The following is a 21,144-nucleotide window of genomic DNA, read 5'->3' as shown; positions in this document are numbered from 1 at the left end:
TTTAAGGTAGATATTGTATGATGGTTTTTGCTATTTGATCTAAATCCACTACTTCATTTACTAAATTTGTTTCTACGGCAGCCTTTGGCATTCCATATACAATGCATGTACTCGCTGCTTCAGCAATGGCCACGACATTTCCGCTCTTTTTCAACTCTTTAAGACCGAGAGATCCATCAGATCCCATTCCTGTCATAATAACTGCAATCTTATCAAAATCATTAAACTGACTATTATCTGCAAAAAGTATATCTACAGCCGGCCTATGTCCGTTTCGTGGAGCTTCTTTGTCATTTAGAACAATATAATAAGATGATGCTCGTTTCTGAATGCGCATATGATAGCCTCCAGGGGCAATATACGCATGTCCATCTTGAAGCAAATCACCATCTTCCGCTTCTTTTACCTCAATTTCAGATAATTGATTGAGTCTTTGTGCCAATGACTTTGTAAATCCAGCAGGCATATGTTGAACAATTAAAACTGGAGCTTTCATATTGCTTGGAAGTTTTGTAATCACTTCTTGAAGAGCTCTCGGTCCTCCAGTTGAAGTTCCAATTAAGACCATTTTCTTGTTCGTCTTGTTCCACTTGATAGAACTAGGTGAGTCAGGTATTTTCTTTACTACTACATTTTCGGATGCCCTATTATTTATAGGTTGTGGGGAACGTTTTTTCATTTTTTTTATGGATACTTGTGCTGCATTTTCTACTTTTTCTATTAATTCCTCTTTAATTTTATGTAAATCTAATGAAATGGTGCCACTTGGCTTTGCGATAAAATCAACGGCGCCATATTCCATCGCTTGCATCGTACTTTCCGCCCCACTTTTTGTTGTACTAGATAGCATTACAACTGGAACTGGCATATCAGTCATTATCCTGAGTAGTGCATCCAAACCATTCATCACTGGCATTTCAACATCCATTGTAATGACATCTGGTTGCAGAGTCTTTATTTTTTCAATTGCGTCTTTTCCATTCCTAGCAATACCTATTACTTCTATCGTTTTGTTATCCACAAAGAAATCACTTATAAGTTTTCGCATGAATGCAGAATCATCTACTATTAACAGCTTTTTTTTTGTTCTAACGTCCATCATCTCACGCCCTTCTGCGAAAAAAGACTCTTTAATCGAGATATGAATTTATTGTGCTTAGGAACATCATCTTCCGTATCTTCAAAATCAGTAAATGCAGAAGCTATTTTTTTTAGCTTTTTCGTTATTTCTGCTTGAGGATATAAAATAGAGAATGGTATTTGTTCCCTTACAGCTTTCCGAACAACTGAATCTTCAGGCAATACACCTAATACCGTAATCTCTTTGGATAGAAACTTGGACATAGCTAGCTTTAATCTAGCAGTAGTATCTGCCCCTTCTTCATCGGTAAACGCCCTGTTGCAAATAAGAAAGAAGTTTTTATCAGAATCCTTATAGTAAATGTATTTCATCATAGAATAAGCATCTGTTATAGATGTAGGCTCTGCCGTTGTTATGACAATAATATCGTCTACAGAGACTAACAAATCCAATGTCTGACTAGTAGCACCTGCCCCCATATCAAACACAATATAATCATAGTTTTTCTGTAAATATTCGAAAGCCTCTATCAACCGATTGAACATATCCTCGGTCCACTCCATAACGCCACTTAACCCTGAACCACCAGATATATATTGTAAGTCGTTCGGACCTTCAAACATCACTGATTCTAATGGCTGATCTCCGACTAAATAGTCCTTTAAATTAAAGGGTACTGATTTACCAAGTAAAATATGAATATTTCCCATTCCAATATCCATATCAATGAGTACAACTTTTTTACCTTGCCCACTTAAAGTTGTGGTGAAATTTATGGAAAAATTGCTTTTTCCAACTCCACCTTTACCGCTAACTACTGCTATTGATCGCCCTAGCCTATTTTGGTTCCGAAGCATTTTCATTCTTAGTTCTTCAGCTTGATCTCTCATAGCGAATCCCCTTTAAAAATAATTTGAGTAATTCTTCAAGACTAGCTTCCATAATATCTTCCGGGACTTCTTGACCATCCGTGTAGTAAGCAAGTCCCTTATTATATTTAACCATTAAATTGATAATTGAGCCAATAGTATTTGTTTCATCAACCTTAGTAAAGATAAATTTTTCAATAGGAAATTCACTAAATTGTTCTATTATCACTTCCATGTCCTTTTGCTTAGACGTAGAAGAGAGTACTAGGAAGGTTTCCGTATTCACTTCGAACTCAATTAGTTTTTGCAAATCTCTTACAAATTTAGTTTCTTTATAGTTTCTACCTGCTGTATCTATAAATACAATATCTAAATTATCAAACTTTACCATAGCTTCTTGCAAATCTTTTTCATTGTAGACAATTTCGAGAGGAGCTTGAAGTAAACCTGCATATGTTTTTAGTTGTTCAATTGCTGCAATTCGATATGTATCCGTCGTAATAAAGCCTACTTTTTTCTTTTTTTCTAAAACCGCTCGTGCAGCCATTTTAGCTATCGTCGTCGTTTTACCAACACCTGTTGGACCGAGAACATTTATATATTTCTTCGTATACGAAACTCCACCGAACGGAAGATGCTCAATTTTTGTTTTGAGTAGATTTTTCGTTATAGTAATTTGATCTTTTATTTCAAAATCTTCAGTATTACTTTTTAGATGCACAAAAAGCTCATCACTTACAGGTGTGATAAGCTCCTCTGACAATTCTTGCTCTTGTAAATAGTCCATAAGAGTTTTCATTTCTGCTGGATATGAACTTAACATTTCTGGACGTTGAATATTCTTTACTAGTTGTTTCAAATCTTCTAATTCTTTTTTTATCTCCACAGAAACATTTTGATGTTCTTGAGGTACCATAGTTGGCACCTCAAATGTTTTACTGGATTGCTCGAATGTATCCATTCCAGCTAACACTTCGATAGATTTTTTCTTAAACAAGCCTAAAAAACCTTTCGAGTAGACTACCTTTGAACTTAAAATAACTGCGTCGTCACCAAGTTCTTTACGTATTAACTTCATAGCTTCTGGCATTGTACTCGCCGTATATTTTTTCATCTTCAATCTACATTCACCACCCCGACACTTTGTACCTCGATTGAGGATTCTAGTTCATTATAAGAAAGAATTGGTACATGTGGGAAATATCTTTCAGTCATTTGTCTAACATACATTCTTACTGCAGGTGAACAAAGAATGATTGGAGACTGTTCCATCATGGAAGCACGCTCTATTTCTTTTGCCATAGACTCTAATATTGCTTGAGAATCACTTGGATCTATAGATAAATAGTTTCCATGTTCTGTTTGTTGAATACTGTCGGCAATTAGTTTTTCTACTTTACCAGAGACCGTTAACACTTTTAGAACATTACTATTTCCAGCGTATTGTGTTGTAATTTGTTTCGCTAAAGATTGTCTGGAGTATTCAGTTAATACATCGGCATCCGACGTCATTTTTGAATAGTCTGCAAGGGTCTCAAAAATGATTGGCAAATTCCGAATAGATACATGCTCTCTTAATAGATTGCTCAATATTTTTTGAATTTCTCCTACTGTCAATGGAGTAGGTGTTAATTCGTCTACTAGAATAGGGTAAGTCTCTCTAATATGATCGATTAATTGTTTCGTCTCTTGGCGACCTAATAATTCATGTGCATTATTTCGGATGATTTCAGTCATATGTGTGGAAACAACACTTGGCGGATCGACAACGGTATATCCTAGTATTTCCGCTTCTTCCTTCACAGATTCCGTAATCCATTTTGCAGGTAAACCAAAGGAGGGTTCAACTGTATCAATACCATCGATCGAATCATCGTCACCAGGACTCATTGCTAAATAATGATCTAAAAGAAGCTCTCCTCTAGCCATTTCATTGCCTTTAATCTTGATACGATATTCGTTTGGTTGAAGCTGAATATTATCACGAATGCGAACTACTGGAATAACTACACCTAATTCAAGTGCAAGCTGTCTACGAATCATTACGACACGATCAAGTAAATCTCCGCCCTGTGCAGCATCCACTAACGGAATCAATCCATATCCAAACTCGAATTCGATTGGATCCACATTTAGCAGATTAATAACATTTTCAGGACTTTTCATATTATCAGTTGTTACTTCCTCTTCAAATTCTTCTATTTCGTCTGGGTCTTCTTTACTTGCCTTACTTATCATATAAGCACCTACTGCAAGTGCTATTGCAACTGGCAAAGTTAAAACTAAGCCAATTGGTGTGACAATACCTAGAAGCGTTATTGTCACAGCTGCAACATAAAGAAGTTTTGGCTGATTAAACAATTGACCTGTAATATCTCCACCAAGATTACCTTTAGATGCAGCTCTTGTTACAACAATCCCCGTCGCTGTTGAGATTAATAATGCAGGAATCTGGGAAACGAGACCATCCCCGACAGTTAGTGTTGAAAATAGTACTGCCGCTTCACCAAAAGGTAGTCCAAATTGTACAACCCCGATAATAATACCGAATAATAAGTTGATAATTACGATAATGATACCTGCTATAGCATCTCCTTTTACGAATTTTGTTGCCCCGTCCATAGCTCCGTAAAAGTCTGCTTCACCACTAACCTTTTCACGTCTTTCTCGTGCTTCTTTCTCCGAAATCATCCCCGCATTTAAATCCGCATCGATACTCATTTGTTTACCCGGCATTGCATCTAATGTAAAACGAGCAGCAACTTCAGAAACACGCTCTGCACCTTTCGTAATTACGATAAAGTTTATAATAACTAAAATAGCAAAAACGACTAGACCAACAAGCATATTTCCTCCTGTAACAAATGTACCAAAGGTTTCAACTACTTTACCTGCGTCACCCTCAGCTAAGATTGCTCTTGTCGTGGAAATATTTAAAGCAAGTCTAAATAATGTAACGAGTAAAACGATTGTTGGGAATACTGAGAACTCTAAAGCTTCTTTCATATTCATAGCGGTCATCAATATTAATAAGGCTATCGTAATATTTATAATAATAAGAAAACTTATCAACCAGTGAGGGAGAGGTATTACGAGCATCGCCACAATAGATATTACAGCTGCCAATACGGTTATATCGCGGACTTGCATATACTTCCACCTCTAACTTTACCTTTAAATTTTTTGTTTTATACGATATACATAAGCTAATACTTCGGCAACTGCTTTGAAAAATTCGTCTGGAATTCGTTGCCCAATCTCTACTTGATCATACATCGATCGAGCAAGTGGTCTATTTTCTACCATGACGACATTATTTTCCTTCGCAATTAACTTTATCTTTTGTGCAACAAAGTCTGCACCTTTTGCTACTACTGTTGGAGCATCCATCGATTCATCATCGTATTTTAAAGCAATGGCAAAATGTGTAGGATTCGTAATAACGACATCCGCTGTAGGAATTTCCTGCATCATACGACGCATCGCCATTTCCCGCTGTCTTTGCCGTATACGAGACTTAATAATTGGATCACCCTCAGAGTTTTTATGTTCATCTTTAATATCTTGCTTGGACATTTTAAGATTTTTTTCATAGTCGAACTTTTGATAAAAGAAATCCAGGATTGAAATAAATAATAATACACATGAAGCAGCAATCCCCATTGTTCCAGTTAACCAGCCAACAGTCGACAGTGTATCCCAAGCTGTCTTGAATGATAGGGATAAAACCTTCTCCAAATTCATCCACAATATTAAAGTAGTTACAGAACCAATAAATGATATTTTCAAAATAGATTTTAATAGCTCTATAATTGCTTTAAGCGAAAAGATCCTTTTGAGACCTTTTATAGGATCAATCTTTTTCAAATCAAACTTCAAGGGCTCTGTAGTAAACAATAAACCAAACTGAAAGAAATTTGCAGCTATAGCAGCTACCACAGCAACTAACATTATTGGCAATAAAATCATAGCCATTTCAAGAAGCATATCCTTATAAATGATTATTGCTGTATCGATGGTCAACGTTTCTATTAACATATACTTAGTAAACGTAACGCTGAAGAACGAAAAAATCTCCGTTCTTAAAAAACTAGCAAAGAAAAATAGAAATACAAAAACAGCGAGTAATACAATCGCACTTGTGACATCTGGACTCTTTAATACTTGTCCTTTTTTACGAGAATCCTCTCTCTTTTTAGGTGTAGCTTTTTCTGTTTTTTCTCCCGCAAAATACTGGAGATCTAAGCGTAGAGTAATCATATTAGCCACCACCTAAAATTATCATTAAATCACGCATAGCAATAACCAAAATTTCGAACATCTTCTGTACAACAGCCAATAGTACTCCCATCATAACGAGAAGTACTAAAAACCCAACACCTATTTTTATCGGATATCCTATAACGAAGATATTCAACTGAGGTACCGTTCTTGCTGTAATCCCAAGTGCTATATCGACAAGAAATAGTGTAGCAACAATTGGTATAGACATTTGAAACGCTACGGCAAAAACACCTGCAAAGGTTTTCATAATGAATTCTACGTAATTTTCTTGCCCAAAAGCTGGCCACGTCATTTCCATTGGCATAAAATGATAGCTATAGAAAATACCATCCAGCAATAAATGATGTCCATTTAAAGCTAATAACAACAGCAATGCCAAGGTGTTTAAAAATTGACCGACTAACGGACTTTGGGAACCTGTCTGCGGATCAATAACATTGGCCATTGCAAAACCCATCTGAAAGTCGATAAATCCACCTGCAATTTGAATTGCAGACATAATGATATACGCAAGTAAACCTATAAATAATCCAAATATGACTTCTTTAATAATTAAAAGAATATAATCACCATTTATTTCAAACGGTTCTACATCGAGGGTATAATACATCATCCAGGAAAGCACTACAGCAAAAGCGATCCGGTGGGTAGCAGGTATTGTCCGATGCGAGAATAGTGGTAACACTACAAAAAAAGCAGAAACACGAGCAATAATTAGTAGTAAAACAGTAAGGTTTGGTAAAATTGCATCCATTGAATCAACCAATGTATCGTATTAGATTCTCAAAAATATCTGCTGCATATGAAGTTACTTGAGATAGCATCCATGGACCAAAGAAAACAATAGCTACTAACACTGCAACTATTTTCGGTACAAATGCAAGTGTTTGTTCTTGTATTTGCGTAGTGGCCTGAAAAATACTTACTGCAAGACCTGTTATTAAGGCAACTAAAAGAAGAGGACCTGATGCAAGAAGAATGACCCAAATTGCTCGTTCCGCAATTGAAATTACCATTTCATTATTCAATACAATCAGCTCCTAAAAACTTTGTAATATAGACTTCATAACTAAATACCATCCATCTACCAATACAAATAATAATATTTTAAATGGTAGAGAGATCATAACTGGTGGTAACATCATCATACCCATTGACATCAGTACACTCGCCACAATCATATCAATTACTAGAAAAGGGATAAAAATCATAAAACCAATTTGGAATGCTGTTTTAATTTCACTAAGTGCAAAAGCAGGTACCATAACCGTTAACGGGATATCCTCAATTGTTTCAGGTCTTTCTGCTTCTGAATATCTTAAGAAAAGTTCCAAATCTTTTTGCCTTGTATGCTTACTCATAAACTCTTTGAAGGGACCACTAGCATTTTCATACGCTTGCTCTAAAGTAATATCTTCATCGAACAAAGGTGTTAATGCTTCTTCATTTACTTGCTGTAATGTTGGTGCCATGATAAAAAATGTTAAAAATAATGCTAAACCAACTATCACTTGGTTCGGCGGCATCTGGTTTGTCGCAAGTGCCGTTCGAACAAATGATAATATAATTACTATTCTAGCAAAGGACGTCATCAATATTAATATACTAGGAGCTAAAGATAAGACCGTTAGCAATAGCATTAATTTTATAGAAGTGGAGAGATTTGATGGGTCGCTGTCCGAGAAAAACTGGACAAATTCATTCATTGTTATCGCGCTCCTTCGTCTTCCAATCCTTTAATACATTACTACGGTCTTTTTGAATTTCTTGTAATCTTTTCTGAAAGGTCTCTTCAAACGAAGGTTCCTTAGCCTCACTCTTCGTCTTTGAAGTTCCTTTTTCTTTCAGGCGACCAATAAGTTCAGATATGTATGGAATACTTTTTCCAATATCTACTTTTTCTTCATATATTTTAGTTAGGTTTTCTATTTCCATTGGATCAGTTATTTCTTTTAACAAAGTAATATCTTCTCCAATGCCAACTAAGTATATGGAATTACCAACTTGCATAAGTTGCAACGATTTTCCCTGTCCAACTCCAACCCCACCTAAATTATGAATTAGCTGATTGGTCTGAAAGGTTTTGTTTCTGCTATTTACAAAACGAAGTAATCCATAAAGTAAAGCAATAACAAACAAAAGAGCAAAAATCATTTTGATATAATCCCAAGCTGTAACAGAAACACCCACAGAAACGGGTTCCTCAGTCGTTTCTGGAGTTTCATTTATATTAGCTTCTGACTCTTTTTCATTATTAACATTATCGTTCTGTTTCTTTAAGTACTCATCTACACTTTCATTCGAATCTGATTCTGCTTCTGCATCTGGCTGAATTCCGAAAGTTAGCAAAAATAGCACACTTAAAACGAGGGAGAATTTCCTCATCATATCATTACCCTAAAGCTTTAGAAATTGCTTCTATTACTCTATCAGCTTGGAATGGTTTTACGATGAAATCTTTTGCTCCTGCTTGGATTGCATCAATTACCATCGCTTGTTGACCCATAGCAGAGCACATAATAATAGTAGCTGTTGGATCTTTCGCTTTAATCTCTTTTAAAGCTGCAATTCCATCCATCTCTGGCATTGTAATATCCATCGTAACTAAATCAGGTTTAAGTTCGTTATACTTTTCAATTGCTTGAACGCCATCTCCAGCTTCTCCTACTACTTCAAAACCATTTTTACTTAAAATATCCTTAATCATCATTCTCATAAATGCTGCATCATCTACTATTAAAATTCTTTTCGACATAGTATGTCTCCTCCAGTGCTTATCTTAAATTATTAATACGTTCTGCTTGACTTAAAATATCTGTAATTCGAACACCAAAATTCTCATCAATAACAACGACTTCTCCTTTGGCTACATGTCGATTGTTGACGAGAATATCTACAGGCTCTCCAGCCAGTTTGTCGAGTTCAATGATGGAGCCACTTGTTAGTTCCAAAATCTCTTTTACAGTTCTCTTAGTACGACCTAATTCTACTGTTACTTGGAGGGGAATATCAAGTAGTAAATTTAAATTTCTTGACTCATTTTGCGATAAACTTGGTGACTCGAAGCTAGCAAATTGAGCTTGCTGAACTTTCACTGGTGGTGCTTGTGGACGTGATTGCTGCTGACTATACTGCACCTGCGCCTGTGACTGTACTTCAGGTTTTTGTTGTGTTTGCATAGATTGCTGCTGTTGAACCGGCGCATGATATATTTTTTCTTCTGTAATAGTAGCAGCTACCTCTGGTTCCTCTTCACCTATTAATGACTTCACTAAGTTAAGCCCAAATTCTAATGGCAATAATTGCATAATATTAGAATCTATTAGCTCTCCAATTTTAAGACGGAAAGATATTTTAATAAGTAATTCATCTTCTGGAATGGCGTCTGTTCCTTCACCTTGCATTAGATTCATAAGATCGATGGTAGGTGGTGAAATATCTACTTTTTTATTGAAAACGGTAGACATTGACGTAGCGGCCGAACCCATCATTTGGTTCATCGCTTCTTGAACTGCGCTTAACTGAATTTCGCTAAGCTCAGGCTTGGGATCTAAACCATCTCCTCCAAGCATCAAATCTGCGATAATGGCAGCATCTGACTGTTTTATAACGAGAAGATTCATACCGATTAGTCCAGCGGTATATTGTACCTGTACCGCTACATACGGTTGAGGAAACTCTTCATTTAGTTTTCTGCGGTTAATCATACTAATATTCGGTGTAGTAATATCTACTTTTTGTCCTAAAAGAGAAGAAAGGGCTGTAGCCGAACTACCAAATGAAATGTTACCGATTTCTCCGAGTGTATCCTGGGCAAATGAATCCAAATAATCTTCTACATTTACGTCCTCTGTAACTTTCTCTTTCGCACTTTCCTCATCTATATTCGTTCCTCTAAGGAGGGCTTCAATTTCTTCTTGGGAGAGCATATCATCACTCATCATCATCCTCTCCTCCTTTCACAGTTTCAATGACTTGGACAGCCATTCGTTTTTTTAGTTTACCAGGTTGACCAATGAATTTAGGAATACCTCCAACATTAACTGTTAGTGGATCATCAATTTTAGTATTTAACTGAATGACGTCTCCCAGCTGTAAGTACAATAGATCTTCCATCGATATATCCGTTGTCCCAATCTCTGCGACAATAGGAATTTCTGCTGCTTTTACACGTTTTTTTAGAACTGCGAGTTGTTCAGGTGATACTTCTTTTTTATTGGTTTGCATCCAATAACGTACAGATAAGTTAGGAACAATCGGTTCCAACACTACGTGTGGGATACAAATATTTATCATTCCACTTGTTTCACCAATAATAGTATTAAAGGATATAACAACTACAGTTTCATTCGGTGAGATCATTTGTAAAAATTGAGGGTTTACTTCTAGCTCTGTAAGTATCGGATCAATATCCGCAATATTTACCCATGCTTCTCGTAAATTATCAAATGAACGTTCAAATAGATTTGTCATAATCTTCGTTTCAATTTCCGTTAAATTAGTTGCTTTTGTATGTGCTTGTCCTTTACCACCCATCATTAAATCTAGCATGGAATATGCAATATTTGGATTTATCTCCATCAGGATATTCCCTTCTAGCGGTGGAACCTCAAACACATTGATTAATGTCATATGTGGTACCGAACGAACAAACTCTTCAAACGGTATTTGATCGACTGACACGACCGAAATTTGTACATATGTTCTTAACTGGGCAGAAAAAAATGTAGTTAATAGACGAGCAAAGTTCTCATGGATTCTCGTTAAACTGCGAATCTGATCTTTGGAAAAGCGAAGTGCTCTTTTGAAGTCATACGTCCTTACTTTTCTAGCCTCTTGTTCACTTTTCATCTCATCTGCTGTCATTTCACCTGTTGAGAGTGCACTTAACAACGCATCTATTTCTGATTGAGATAATATATCTCCTGCCAATCTGCCCACCTCCATTCGAAAGAATTACTTTATTGTATAATATAAGAAGTAATATAAACTTGTTGAATTTCTCCACTATCCATTAGCTCACCAATTTTTGTTTTTAATGCTGATTCAAACATCGCTTTCCCCTCTTTACCCTCTAACTCTTCAGGAGTCAATTCAGATAGTTCCGTAATCACAATATTGTTCACTTGGAAATCCCGTTTAGTTAACTCTTCGGCAGCCTCTTTACTATCTGTTTGAACCTTTAAAGATATGCGGATAAATTTATTCGACGCTAGATTAGTAGTTATTTCTGGTATATCTACCGAGGATTCGATAATTTGATCAATTGTCGGCTCCTTACTTTCGTCTGTTTTGTTTAATTGCATAATTATTAGCAAAGCGACTACTCCTACTAACGTAATCGAAACTAAAATTATAAGCATAATGGTTAATAGTTTATTTTTACTCTTCATCTTGTTCACCTCTTATATGCGGGTTCGATAATATATGTACTTCTTTGTAATACTGAGAAATTTTGAAGTGTACCTCGTCCCTAGATTCCAACGCTACATATTTATGACCATTTGTGAGTGTAATCGTCGTGTCTGGGAAAGACTCCACCGTCTCTATGTACAGAGCATTTAACGAAAACTCCTTACCGTTCAATCTTGTTAAAGTAATCATATAAAAGGGCCGGGCACTACAGGAACGGCCCAACCCTCCCTTACAATATGTTTTTAATCAATTTCACCTTGGCGTAATTGCGTCAAGATTTTGTATCGTGCTTGCACGATTAACTCTTTTACAAAATCTGTAACAACCGCCGGTGGCTCTAATATGATTCAGTTGTTATTAAAATAACTGAATCATATTAATTTATCGTTTTAAATTAATTAACTCTTCCAAGATAGAATCTGAAGTTGTGATTATACGAGTATTTGCTTGGAAACCACGTTGTGCAACAATCATGTCTGTGAATTCTTCAGATAAATCAACGTTGGACATTTCTAGGAAACCAGAATTGATAGTCCCAAGACCCGAAGTTAGAGGGGCCCCTATAACAGGTTCACCAGAAGCAGGTGATTCAATAAAATAATTTGAACCACTCTTAGTTAACCCACCGCTATTTGGGAATTTGGCTAATTCAATTTGCCCTTCTGTTTGAAGTACTCCGTCCACATCGACATAAGTGACTGTTCCATCTTGACCAATTGACATACTCTGTGCATCTGTAGGAATATTTAAAATTACTGAACCTACACCTATTAAATACTTTCCATCACCATTTACTAAGTCACCATTACTATCCATATAAAAATTACCTGCTCTAGTATAGGAAATATCAGTAGTAAGTTTATCAGAATCGGCTACTTGGAAGAAACCATCACCTGAGATAGCTAAATCCAAAGTATTTCCCGTAGATTGTAATGAACCTCCTGTTTGAATTGTGTCAATAGAAGCTAATTGTGATCCTAAACCTACTTGTTTAGCATTCACTCCACCACGTGTACCAGTTGCACCTGATGCCCCCGAAGTAGTCTGCGAGATAAGATCTTTAAAAATGGTACGTCCCTTTTTAAATCCGTATGTGTTTACATTAGAGATATTGTTACCTATTACGTCTAATTTCGTTTGGAAGTTTTTCATACCTGAAATACCTGAATACAATGAGCGAATCATTTAATTTTTCTCCCTTCAATTTGCGTGCTAGCTTCAATCAGTCGGCTGCACATAGCTTCCTTTACAGGTCCTGCTATAATTTTTTTGTTAGTTTAGTACGATTGTACCGTCAATATTTGTGAATAGTTGGTCTTTCGCTTCCGTGCGATTCATTGCAGTAATGACAGTGGAATTTTTTGCACTGACGATTAATGCTGCTTGATCCATCAATACTAATGAGTCATTCACACCCTTTGAGCGTGCTTCTGATACCTTTTCACTTACTATTTGCCATTCCGCATCTGAAATATAAATATTTCTTTCTTGTAAACGTTGGTTTGCATGTTTACTTACCTTTAGTTCTGTTTTTGCAGATGCTTCATGTAAATGCTGTAAGAAAGATTGTTTAGGTGAAGCTACTTTGCTTGATGAGATTGGTTGACGGATAGTTGTTTGCAGCGGAACACGATTTATCGAAATGTTGTCCATTGCAATTCTCCGTTCTTATTTGCTTATTGAAGTAATTTGATCTGCCGTAATGGAAGTACCATCACTTAAGTTATAGACTATATTTCCATCTTTTTTGCTAACAGATTCAACCGTTGCCGTAATTTCAGTTGGTGTTTCTGTTTCTGCATCATCTTCATTAGTTTCCGTTTTAGCGGGAATATAACTAACTGTTTTACCAATTAACATACTTGCCTCTACTAAACTATTAGAATTAGAACTTGAGTTACCCGAAAGAACTTCTGAAATATTTCCAGGGTTAATGACTTTTCCATCTGCTAACGTGAATTCTACGTTTCCTGCCACAAACTTAATACCTATAATAGTACCAGTACCTTCGTTTATAATTGGATTACCTTTGTCATCTTTTTTGTCTGTCATTTCATGCCATTTTACATTTTTACCTACAAAGTTACTAAATTCAATCATTTGACTTTGCTCTTGAACTGCAGCAAATTCTTGAAAAGCAGTAGTTAAATTTGTCATTTGCTCTAAAGAAGAGAATTGCGCCATCTGTGCAATGAATTGTGAGTCATCCATCGGTTTTGTCGGATCTTGGTTTTGAAGCTGTGTCATTAGAATTTTTAAAAATGCATCTTTACCTAATGTACTATTCCCAGTTGTAGTAGTTTTTTTCACTTGGTTTGATAGATACATACTGTCTGTAATTTTAGACATTTCAGCCATAGCTTAGGCCTCCATTTCCTCTAAATAATCTTGAAAAGTAAACGGTTCTTCTAGCTCTTCATTATTATTTTCTTGTTGTTGCTGCTGATCTTGCTGTTTAAATGACTGTTGGAAGTCTTGGTTCTTTTCTTGTCTAGTAGATTCTTGCAAAGCTTGAGTTATTTCTAACCTCTCCAGTTGAATATTTTGACCTGCAAAACCTTGCCTCAATTGACTTGAGTTAGAATCCAACATTTCTTTACCTAATGCTGTTGATGCTAATATTTTTGCTGTCAGCATACCATCTTTTTGAATCAATTCAATTCGAATTGTACCAAGTTGCTCAGGAAATAGTTTTAGAACTAGTCTATTTGCTCCACCTGCTTGTCCAAACTGGACACGGTTCATCACTTTTTGCAATTCTTTAATAAATTCTTCTGACTGTGCAGCCTTCTCTGTTGGTAGTGTCATAGAAACTGATTCTACTTTAGTTTGAATCACTGTAGTAGTACTGCCTTGCACATTTGATGTAATTTCTTTCGTTTCAGTAACAATCTCTGGTTGAACAGAGTGAGACGTCTGTTTGACTACCATTTGAGTTTGAATAATCGGTTGTTTTAATAGTTGTGGTGACGAAGGTGTATTATTTGTAGGTATTCTGCCCACAGTTTCCTTCACATTTTCAAGCAACTGCTTTATATCAAATAGTGTGGATTCTTCTTTAATCGTTAAATCTGATTTGTTTCCGATTAACTGTACCGTTTTTAGTAACTCCACAGCTTGTTTGGCATCAACTGGATTGCTCGGTCCTTGTCCGTTAAGGGATGAAATGATTGCATCTATAATTTTAGTTGCTTTTTCATTTATACCTGCAAGTAAATCCCAAACATTTGATACGATTAGTTCGTCATTAGTATCTGTATTTTTTTCACTCTCAGCGCCTAATAAATTATCCAAAAGATCTTTTAAATCCTTAGGATTAACAGTTAATTCGCCTGAACCTACTAGTGATTCAAGTTCCTCTAGAGAATTTACATTAAGAATTGCTAACAAATCCTGCAATGCATTTCCTTCAGCAACTGCTTGTGGTACAGCAGTTGGTTGTTGGATTTGTTGATTGGATAAGATCTGACCAAATACAGTTCCAAACTTTTGACCGTTATTCGAATTTACTTGAAGTTTATTTGCTACTTGAGTTGTAGCATTTAAATTTGTGTTAACGACCATTGCGATATTCATGATTATTATCACCTCCCTTCAATAGAAAGTATTATTGTTTAGTCATCAATTCTGTATACTTTGCGGCATCCTCTGGTGTCATTTTTTCATAAATGCTCGCCACAGTATCTGGCTTAAGGCTTGTTAAAATACGTAAAGCCTCTGCATCACTCATTTTAGTTATAACTGGAGCTGCTGTTTTTGCAGACATTTTTTCAAAGGTAGAAACGATTTCTGCATAATCACGTTTAGCACTCTCTCGATCTCTTGTTAATGTTGCAATTTCATCTAATAATCGTTCTTGTTCTATTAACAGAGCTTCTTTTTCCGTTGCTGAATTATCTAGTTCTGCTTGTACTTTGTCAATTTGAGCTTCTTTTTCTTGAATTTTTGCTTGTAAAGAGACAACTCGTTCTTCTAGTACATCCGTTTTTTTGTCTTCTGTTAAAACTTGTTCCTCACTAAAACCAGTTAACTCTTTTGCTTTTTCAAAAACGTTTATATTTGCTATCTGAGCAATTACTAGTAAGAGAAGTAAAGCAAATAAAAAAGGAATGATAAACAAATAAAAAAACATTTTTATTTTACTTATACTCTTTGTTTCGCTATTTATTTGTTCAATGCTTTTATTTGATTTGTTCCGTTTAGCCATGCTTCTACTCACCTAATCTCTTTGTTTTGAAACTTCAAAGAAGATATTTCATCTAATTGAATTGTTTCTAGTCTTTGTTGCTCTTGCTGAAACTGCTCTAAGCCTTTTTCTTTTATCTTTTCGAACTTCTTTACCTCTAATGACTTTTCAAGAAGTTTTTCTTCCATCCAATTCATTTTAGATCTTGCTTGGATAACTTCCTTTTGAACTATATCAATTCTTTTTTGCAGTCCTTCGATATAGCTTGAATAATGATGGATGTTGTCTATGGATAGACCAGAAACAAGAAGATTGTTTTGAGTGTCTACTGTATCCTCTTTTTTCTTCAACAAATTATAAAGTTCCGTTGCAACTTTTTCGAAAACAGATACAGATTCTTTGTATGCCAATTCTGTTTCCGACTTTTCTTGTTCACGAATCGTTAAAACTTTAGCAAATTTAAATTGATAAGCAACCATTTTATGAAACACCACCTGATAATTTCACTAATTCATCTACCGAGGAATCCAAAGATACTTTATCTAAATATCCTTGTTTTAAAAATGAAGTAATTAAAGGTTCATACTGTATAGCTTCGTCAATCTCACGAGATGTACCACGTTTATACGCTCCGATATTGATCAGATCTTCTGATTTATTGTACGTAAAGTATAAATCCCTCAATCTTTCCGCTGCTTTCACATGTTTTTCGTCTGAAATATGATTCATCAATCGGCTAATGCTTTTCAAAACATTAATAGCTGGATACTGCCCCTTGTTAGCGAGTGAACGATCCAACACAATATGACCATCTAAAATACCACGAACAGTATCGGCAATTGGTTCATTCATGTCGTCACCATCTACCAGTACTGTATAAAATGCTGTGATCGTTCCAAATTCGTTTGTACCTGTGCGTTCTAACAACTTAGGTAAAATGGAAAATACAGATGGAGTATATCCTCTTGTAGCTGGAGGCTCTCCTACTGCAAGACCCACTTCACGCTGCGCCATCGCTACACGTGTAACAGAGTCCATCATGAGCATAACGTTTAACCCTTTGTCCCGGAAGTACTCAGCAATTGCTGTAGCCGTAAAAGCACCTTTAATGCGCATTAAAGCAGGTTGGTCAGAGGTAGCTGCTACTACAATCGATTTTTCTAGTCCTTCTTTTCCCAAATCTCTCTCGATAAACTCACGTACTTCTCTGCCACGTTCCCCAATTAACGCGATGACATTTAAATCTGCGTTAGTATTTCTAGCAATCATTCCTAGTAATGTACTTTTTCCTACACCAGAACCAGCGAAAATACCTACCCTTTGGCCTTTTCCGACCGTTAGCATTCCATCAATTGCCTTTACACCAACTTCGATTTGCTCTTCTATTGGTGGTCTTGTCAATGGATTCGGGGAATCTTTTTCGGTTCCAACTGTCATCAAGCCTTTTGGCAAGACAGATCCATCAATTGGATTCCCCATAGAATCTAACACTTTCCCTATTAGTTCCGAACCAACCTTAATCTCTAATGGACTATTCGTCCCTTCGACTAAACAGCCAGTAGATATTTCTCTAATATTAGTGTAGGGCATTAATACGACGATCTCTTCCTTAAAACCAACTACTTCAGCAAGAATAATCGAAGCTCCTGTTTTGGCTGAGTTTATATGGATTTTACAAACATCTCCAACTGAACTTTCAGGACCTTGTGATTCAATCATTAATCCAACTACTCGACTAACTCGACCATATTTTTTAAAGGTAGGTATATTCGAAATTTGTTGAATTAAATCTACAGCCTTCATCACATTCACTCCATACTATCTAGAATATCTACTAGCTTGCGTCGCAACTCTTGAACTTGCTCGTCAATACTGACGACGATTCTTCCATGGTTGGTTTCTATATAACAATCTGTTTCATTCATATCTTCATCAACAAAAATCATAAATGGTACATCTACTGGGAAAATGGAGGAGAGTTCTTCTCTATTATTAGATACAAGTTCAAAGTAGACGGGCGAAACATAAAGTTTAATCTCTCTCATTTCTCTTGCCTCTTTTAAACCTCTTTTAACAATTGATAAAAACAATTCCTCGTTGTTATCTAGCTTCGTTGCAATAATACGCTCTGCAGTTCGTATAGATAGTTCTAAAATGACCTGTTCCTGTTGCTGTAAATAATTTGCAGCATTCTCATGAGCAGTTTTCATTGCATCGTTAGCTAATTTTAGTGAATTTTGCATATCAGCTTGTGCTTTTAAGCGACCTTCTTCTAATCCTTGCACAAAGCCTTCATCATATGCTTTTTGCTGATAAGCAATCTTCTCTTCTTCCCAAATATTTAATTGGTCTTCGATATACTGTTTTGTTTCTTCGATATCTTTTGTTAGTACTGATCGCTTTCTTGCTATCTCTTGGTCTACCTCTTCTATCATTTTACTTCGTTCTTGTGTAAGTACATCTAGAGTCAACGGCTCGTCTGTGTTCAACATTTCTTGAACATGTAAATTCCTTATTTGAATAGGCTTGGAATTTTCCTTTGTTTCATTCAAATATACATTTCGGAAAATTTTAGACAATGATGTCATCTCCTCCGCCACGAGCAATTATTATTTCGCCTGCGTCTTCCAATCTTCTAATTACTGTTACAATTCTAGATTGAGCTTCTTCTACGTCACGTAGACGAACTGGCCCCATAATTTCCATTTCTTCTTTAAATGTATCAGCCATACGTACGGACATATTGCGGAAAATAACATCTTTAACTTCTTCACTAGAAACCTTCATAGAAAGTAATAAGTCTTCATTTTCACAGTCACGAATAACACGTTGGATAGAACGATTATCAAGTGTAACAATATCTTCGAACACGAACATTCTTTTCTTGATCTCTTCTGCAAGCTCTGGATCCTGTATTTCTAAAGCATCCAAAATTGTTTTCTCCGTTGTTCTGTCTACACCATTTAACACTTCTACGACTGCATCGATACCACCGGTCTCTGTATAATCCTGCGTTACAGTCGAAGATAGCTTACGTTCTAGTACAGATTCAATTTCACTAATTACTTCAGGTGAAGTAGAATCCATTGTAGCTATTCTTTTTGCAATATCTGCTTGTACTTCCTGTGGTAATGACGAAAGAATGATTCCAGCTTGCTGTGCCTCTAGATAAGATAGGATCAAAGCAATCGTTTGCGGATGTTCATTTTGGATAAAGTTAAACAGTTGAGCTGGCTCTGCACGTCTTGCAAAATCAAAAGGTCTCACTTGTAAAGATGAAGTAAGTCGATTAATAATTGCTTGAGCATGATCTGTGCCTAATGCTTTCTCTAACACTGTTTTTGCGTATCCAATACCACCCTGTGAAATATAATCTTGTGCTAAAGCTATATTGTGAAATTCTTCTATTATATCTTCTTTTATTTCAGGTTCTACTTTTTTAACACCTGAAATTTCTAGAGTTAAACGCTCAATTTCTTCTTCATTTAAATGTTTATAAATAGAAGCAGACACTTCAGGTCCGAGAGAAATTAATAAGAGCGCGGCTTTTTGTTTACCACTTAAATCTTTTTCTTTCTTGTTCATAGCCGTCCCCCCAATCAATTACGACTCAGCGTAACTGTCTCCAGATTTTGAACCCGACAAGCCGGGTTCACTCTTTTTTAAAATCTAAGACATCCGCCGGAGGCTTTAACTTTATACTACGAAAGTAAAGTAAGTTAATCCTCTGCTATCCAAGTACGTAATAACTTCGCAAATTCTTCTGGCTTATCTTTCGCCATTTTTTCTAGTTGTTTTCTTCTTAAAGTCGATTCGGTTTCTTTTTCTGTATTGATATCGTCTATATTAAGCTCTTCTCGTTGCTCTTCTAGAATAATCATTTCTTCTTCATCGGTTTTTCTAGAGCGTAGTAAGGATATTACTAGCAGTATTATTGCAACAAGTAAAATTCCGCCGATTACATATACCCACCAAGGAATGGACGATTGTGTACTCGACACTGCCGCAGCTTTACCATTAAACGGTTGCACAGAAACAACAATTTTTTCCTGTAGTAATTCCTCTGTCAATTCACCACCTGCTTCTTCATCGATAGAAGTGCGGATAATTGTCGCGAGAATTTGTTCTATATCTTGTTCTACACCGTCTGGCATAGAAGCAGCATCCTCAGGATCTGGTGGTTCTACCATTACTTGAATGCCTATATCCCTAATTTTATACGGGCTTTCTACTATTTCTTTTCGAATACGATTTACTTCACTATTAATCGTGTCTTCAATTCGCTCATAATCACCATTTGATGTTGAACCTTCTACATAGTTGGTAAAGTTATCAGTTGAATCCTCTGTTGCCGGAGTACCACCTGCTACAGGATTCTCACCAGTAAAGGTTTCTGAAATACGTTGAGCACTAATTTCAATTCCAGCCATATTTTCTTCATCAACTGGCTCAACCAAATTTTCTTCGCGATTTTCCTGCTTAAAGTCAATGTCTGTAGTAACAGAGACAACTACTTTGTCTTGTCCCATTAATGTACCTAACATTGTTTGTACCTGGCGCTGTAAATCACGTTCAACTGTTTTCTTAATCGACATTTGATCGCTTACATTTGCACCAGCAGTATTTGCATTTGCTTGATCTAAGTCAAAATACTCTAAGTATTGATTTCTAATGCTAATATCTTCTGTAGCTAGGTTAGGAATTGACTTGGATACTAAGTTATATAAGGACAAAATCTGTGCATCTGTAAATTTGTATCCAGCCTCTGTATTCAAAACTATCGCTGCACTCGCCGTTTCATTGCTTTGAGATAGAAAAACCCCTTCTTCAGGTAAGGTAATCATTACCTGAGCATCCTTTACCCCTTTTACACCTTTAATCAATTTCGCAAGCTCGGTTTGCATAGAAGCTAATTTCAACACATTAAACTCATTATCTGTCATACCAAATCCAGCGTTTTGGGAAAAGAAGCTATAGTCGATCATACCTGATTCTGGATATCCTTCTGCAGCTAGTTGTACTAACAATGAATCTACTTGCTCTGCTGGTACTAAGATGGATGTTCCACCTGGAGCAATTTCATTTGGCACTCCTTGTGCATCTAATGTTTCTTTAATACGTCCAATTTCAGATGGAGATACGTCTGTATAAAGCGGAACAAAGTTAGTTTTATTCATCATTAAAGTAATAACGGTAGCTATAATGATAATCCCTAACACACTACCGATTATTGTTCCTTTTTGCATTTTAGTGCGACTTTTCCAAAACGTGGTTACATCGCTCGTCATTTTTTTTATACGTTCATTCAT

Annotated in this window: 24 protein-coding genes; all 24 read right to left on the bottom strand. The window is 36.1% G+C overall.

Features of this window, described 5'->3' with window-relative positions:
* Position 1: 1 nt before the first annotated feature.
* Positions 2-1,099, bottom strand: coding sequence for a protein-glutamate methylesterase/protein-glutamine glutaminase (locus tag KD050_RS17725; protein WP_211896347.1), 1,098 nt, complete (start codon positions 1,097-1,099; stop codon positions 2-4).
* The gene (locus KD050_RS17720) at positions 1,099-1,971 is read right to left on the bottom strand and encodes a MinD/ParA family protein (RefSeq protein ID WP_211893640.1); all 873 of its coding nucleotides are present in this window, start codon (positions 1,969-1,971) and stop codon (positions 1,099-1,101) included. The genes KD050_RS17725 and KD050_RS17720 overlap by 1 nt, the downstream gene beginning before the upstream one ends.
* Entirely contained in the window at positions 1,955-3,070 is a 1,116-nt protein-coding gene (locus tag KD050_RS17715; RefSeq protein ID WP_211893639.1) for a flagellar biosynthesis protein FlhF, read from the bottom strand. The genes KD050_RS17720 and KD050_RS17715 overlap by 17 nt, the downstream gene beginning before the upstream one ends.
* Positions 3,067-5,100 (bottom strand): flagellar biosynthesis protein FlhA, encoded by a 2,034-nt coding sequence (gene flhA / locus KD050_RS17710; RefSeq protein ID WP_211893638.1) that lies wholly within the window; start codon positions 5,098-5,100, stop codon positions 3,067-3,069. Before flhA ends, KD050_RS17715 begins: the two co-directional genes overlap by 4 nt.
* Before the next feature lie 24 nt (positions 5,101-5,124).
* Positions 5,125-6,210 (bottom strand): flagellar biosynthesis protein FlhB, encoded by a 1,086-nt coding sequence (gene flhB / locus KD050_RS17705; RefSeq protein WP_211893637.1) that lies wholly within the window; start codon positions 6,208-6,210, stop codon positions 5,125-5,127.
* 1 nt (position 6,211) lies between these two features.
* Positions 6,212-6,988: a flagellar biosynthetic protein FliR gene (gene fliR, locus KD050_RS17700; protein WP_211893636.1), complete on the bottom strand. Its 777-nt coding sequence runs from the start codon at positions 6,986-6,988 to the stop codon at positions 6,212-6,214.
* Positions 6,989-6,992: 4 nt separating this feature from the next.
* Entirely contained in the window at positions 6,993-7,262 is a 270-nt protein-coding gene (gene fliQ, locus KD050_RS17695) for a flagellar biosynthesis protein FliQ (protein WP_093263173.1), read from the bottom strand.
* A gap of 12 nt (positions 7,263-7,274) precedes the next feature.
* Entirely contained in the window at positions 7,275-7,940 is a 666-nt protein-coding gene (gene fliP / locus KD050_RS17690; RefSeq protein WP_211893635.1) for a flagellar type III secretion system pore protein FliP, read from the bottom strand.
* Positions 7,933-8,619 carry a flagellar biosynthetic protein FliO gene (locus KD050_RS17685; RefSeq protein WP_211893634.1) on the bottom strand — a complete coding sequence of 229 codons (687 nt, stop codon included), beginning with the start codon at positions 8,617-8,619 and terminating at the stop codon, positions 7,933-7,935. Before KD050_RS17685 ends, fliP begins: the two co-directional genes overlap by 8 nt.
* Before the next feature lie 7 nt (positions 8,620-8,626).
* Positions 8,627-8,989, bottom strand: coding sequence for a response regulator (locus KD050_RS17680; protein ID WP_211893633.1), 363 nt, complete (start codon positions 8,987-8,989; stop codon positions 8,627-8,629).
* Positions 8,990-9,008: 19 nt separating this feature from the next.
* Positions 9,009-10,175, bottom strand: coding sequence for a flagellar motor switch phosphatase FliY (gene fliY, locus KD050_RS17675; protein ID WP_211896346.1), 1,167 nt, complete (start codon positions 10,173-10,175; stop codon positions 9,009-9,011).
* Positions 10,168-11,166, bottom strand: a complete 999-nt coding sequence (gene fliM, locus KD050_RS17670) for a flagellar motor switch protein FliM (protein ID WP_211893632.1) — start codon at positions 11,164-11,166, stop codon at positions 10,168-10,170. The genes fliY and fliM overlap by 8 nt, the downstream gene beginning before the upstream one ends.
* Before the next feature lie 29 nt (positions 11,167-11,195).
* On the bottom strand, positions 11,196-11,627 hold the full coding sequence (gene fliL, locus KD050_RS17665; RefSeq protein WP_211893631.1) for a flagellar basal body-associated protein FliL: 432 nt from the start codon (positions 11,625-11,627) through the stop codon (positions 11,196-11,198).
* Positions 11,617-11,838, bottom strand: a complete 222-nt coding sequence (locus KD050_RS17660) for a flagellar FlbD family protein (RefSeq protein ID WP_211893630.1) — start codon at positions 11,836-11,838, stop codon at positions 11,617-11,619. The genes fliL and KD050_RS17660 overlap by 11 nt, the downstream gene beginning before the upstream one ends.
* Before the next feature lie 192 nt (positions 11,839-12,030).
* Positions 12,031-12,834, bottom strand: coding sequence for a flagellar basal body rod protein FlgG (gene flgG / locus KD050_RS17655; RefSeq protein WP_211893629.1), 804 nt, complete (start codon positions 12,832-12,834; stop codon positions 12,031-12,033).
* A gap of 87 nt (positions 12,835-12,921) precedes the next feature.
* Positions 12,922-13,302 (bottom strand): TIGR02530 family flagellar biosynthesis protein, encoded by a 381-nt coding sequence (locus KD050_RS17650; protein WP_211893628.1) that lies wholly within the window; start codon positions 13,300-13,302, stop codon positions 12,922-12,924.
* A gap of 15 nt (positions 13,303-13,317) precedes the next feature.
* On the bottom strand, positions 13,318-14,007 hold the full coding sequence (flgD, locus tag KD050_RS17645; protein WP_370627143.1) for a flagellar hook assembly protein FlgD: 690 nt from the start codon (positions 14,005-14,007) through the stop codon (positions 13,318-13,320).
* A 3-nt stretch (positions 14,008-14,010) separates the two neighbouring features.
* The gene (locus tag KD050_RS17640) at positions 14,011-15,225 is read right to left on the bottom strand and encodes a flagellar hook-length control protein FliK (RefSeq protein WP_211893627.1); all 1,215 of its coding nucleotides are present in this window, start codon (positions 15,223-15,225) and stop codon (positions 14,011-14,013) included.
* Between the two features lie 31 nt (positions 15,226-15,256).
* A complete protein-coding gene (locus KD050_RS17635) occupies positions 15,257-15,856 on the bottom strand; it encodes a MotE family protein (protein WP_211893626.1) in 600 nt (199 codons plus the stop codon).
* Between the two features lie 8 nt (positions 15,857-15,864).
* A complete protein-coding gene (gene fliJ / locus KD050_RS17630) occupies positions 15,865-16,314 on the bottom strand; it encodes a flagellar export protein FliJ (RefSeq protein WP_211893625.1) in 450 nt (149 codons plus the stop codon).
* A gap of 1 nt (position 16,315) precedes the next feature.
* A complete protein-coding gene (fliI, locus tag KD050_RS17625) occupies positions 16,316-17,638 on the bottom strand; it encodes a flagellar protein export ATPase FliI (RefSeq protein ID WP_211893624.1) in 1,323 nt (440 codons plus the stop codon).
* Between the two features lie 5 nt (positions 17,639-17,643).
* Positions 17,644-18,423, bottom strand: a complete 780-nt coding sequence (gene fliH / locus KD050_RS17620) for a flagellar assembly protein FliH (protein ID WP_211893623.1) — start codon at positions 18,421-18,423, stop codon at positions 17,644-17,646.
* Complete coding sequence (gene fliG / locus KD050_RS17615) at positions 18,407-19,420, bottom strand: flagellar motor switch protein FliG (RefSeq protein WP_211893622.1); 1,014 nt, start codon at positions 19,418-19,420, stop codon at positions 18,407-18,409. The genes fliH and fliG overlap by 17 nt, the downstream gene beginning before the upstream one ends.
* Positions 19,421-19,554: 134 nt before the next feature.
* The gene (gene fliF, locus KD050_RS17610) at positions 19,555-21,144 is read right to left on the bottom strand and encodes a flagellar basal-body MS-ring/collar protein FliF (protein WP_211893621.1); all 1,590 of its coding nucleotides are present in this window, start codon (positions 21,142-21,144) and stop codon (positions 19,555-19,557) included.

The organism is Psychrobacillus sp. INOP01, assembly GCF_018140925.1.
In the GTDB taxonomy this organism is placed as follows: Bacteria; Bacillota; Bacilli; order Bacillales_A; family Planococcaceae; genus Psychrobacillus.
The sequence above is the reverse complement of the archived record's forward strand: the minus strand, read 5'-3'. Positions and strand labels throughout refer to the sequence as shown.

What these genes read in the sequence shown, in the direction of transcription:
- flhA (WP_211893638.1), bottom strand. Translation starts at nt 5,100, where the DNA reads ATGCAAGTCCGCGATATAACCGTATTGGCAGCTGTAATATCTATTGTG.
- fliG (WP_211893622.1), bottom strand. Translation starts at nt 19,420, where the DNA reads ATGAACAAGAAAGAAAAAGATTTAAGTGGTAAACAAAAAGCCGCGCTC.
- KD050_RS17685 (WP_211893634.1), bottom strand. Translation starts at nt 8,619, where the DNA reads ATGAGGAAATTCTCCCTCGTTTTAAGTGTGCTATTTTTGCTAACTTTC.
- KD050_RS17660 (WP_211893630.1), bottom strand. Translation starts at nt 11,838, where the DNA reads ATGATTACTTTAACAAGATTGAACGGTAAGGAGTTTTCGTTAAATGCT.
- KD050_RS17720 (WP_211893640.1), bottom strand. Translation starts at nt 1,971, where the DNA reads ATGAGAGATCAAGCTGAAGAACTAAGAATGAAAATGCTTCGGAACCAA.
- fliH (WP_211893623.1), bottom strand. Translation starts at nt 18,423, where the DNA reads ATGACATCATTGTCTAAAATTTTCCGAAATGTATATTTGAATGAAACA.
- fliP (WP_211893635.1), bottom strand. Translation starts at nt 7,940, where the DNA reads ATGAATGAATTTGTCCAGTTTTTCTCGGACAGCGACCCATCAAATCTC.
- flhB (WP_211893637.1), bottom strand. Translation starts at nt 6,210, where the DNA reads ATGATTACTCTACGCTTAGATCTCCAGTATTTTGCGGGAGAAAAAACA.
- KD050_RS17635 (WP_211893626.1), bottom strand. Translation starts at nt 15,856, where the DNA reads ATGGCTAAACGGAACAAATCAAATAAAAGCATTGAACAAATAAATAGC.
- KD050_RS17680 (WP_211893633.1), bottom strand. Translation starts at nt 8,989, where the DNA reads ATGTCGAAAAGAATTTTAATAGTAGATGATGCAGCATTTATGAGAATG.
- flgD (WP_370627143.1), bottom strand. Translation starts at nt 14,007, where the DNA reads ATGGCTGAAATGTCTAAAATTACAGACAGTATGTATCTATCAAACCAA.
- flgG (WP_211893629.1), bottom strand. Translation starts at nt 12,834, where the DNA reads ATGATTCGCTCATTGTATTCAGGTATTTCAGGTATGAAAAACTTCCAA.
- KD050_RS17640 (WP_211893627.1), bottom strand. Translation starts at nt 15,225, where the DNA reads ATGAATATCGCAATGGTCGTTAACACAAATTTAAATGCTACAACTCAA.
- KD050_RS17725 (WP_211896347.1), bottom strand. Translation starts at nt 1,099, where the DNA reads ATGGACGTTAGAACAAAAAAAAAGCTGTTAATAGTAGATGATTCTGCA.
- fliL (WP_211893631.1), bottom strand. Translation starts at nt 11,627, where the DNA reads ATGAAGAGTAAAAATAAACTATTAACCATTATGCTTATAATTTTAGTT.
- fliF (WP_211893621.1), bottom strand. Translation starts at nt 21,144, where the DNA reads ATGAATGAACGTATAAAAAAAATGACGAGCGATGTAACCACGTTTTGG.
- fliI (WP_211893624.1), bottom strand. Translation starts at nt 17,638, where the DNA reads ATGAAGGCTGTAGATTTAATTCAACAAATTTCGAATATACCTACCTTT.
- KD050_RS17650 (WP_211893628.1), bottom strand. Translation starts at nt 13,302, where the DNA reads ATGGACAACATTTCGATAAATCGTGTTCCGCTGCAAACAACTATCCGT.
- fliR (WP_211893636.1), bottom strand. Translation starts at nt 6,988, where the DNA reads ATGGATGCAATTTTACCAAACCTTACTGTTTTACTACTAATTATTGCT.
- fliY (WP_211896346.1), bottom strand. Translation starts at nt 10,175, where the DNA reads ATGAGTGATGATATGCTCTCCCAAGAAGAAATTGAAGCCCTCCTTAGA.
- fliJ (WP_211893625.1), bottom strand. Translation starts at nt 16,314, where the DNA reads ATGGTTGCTTATCAATTTAAATTTGCTAAAGTTTTAACGATTCGTGAA.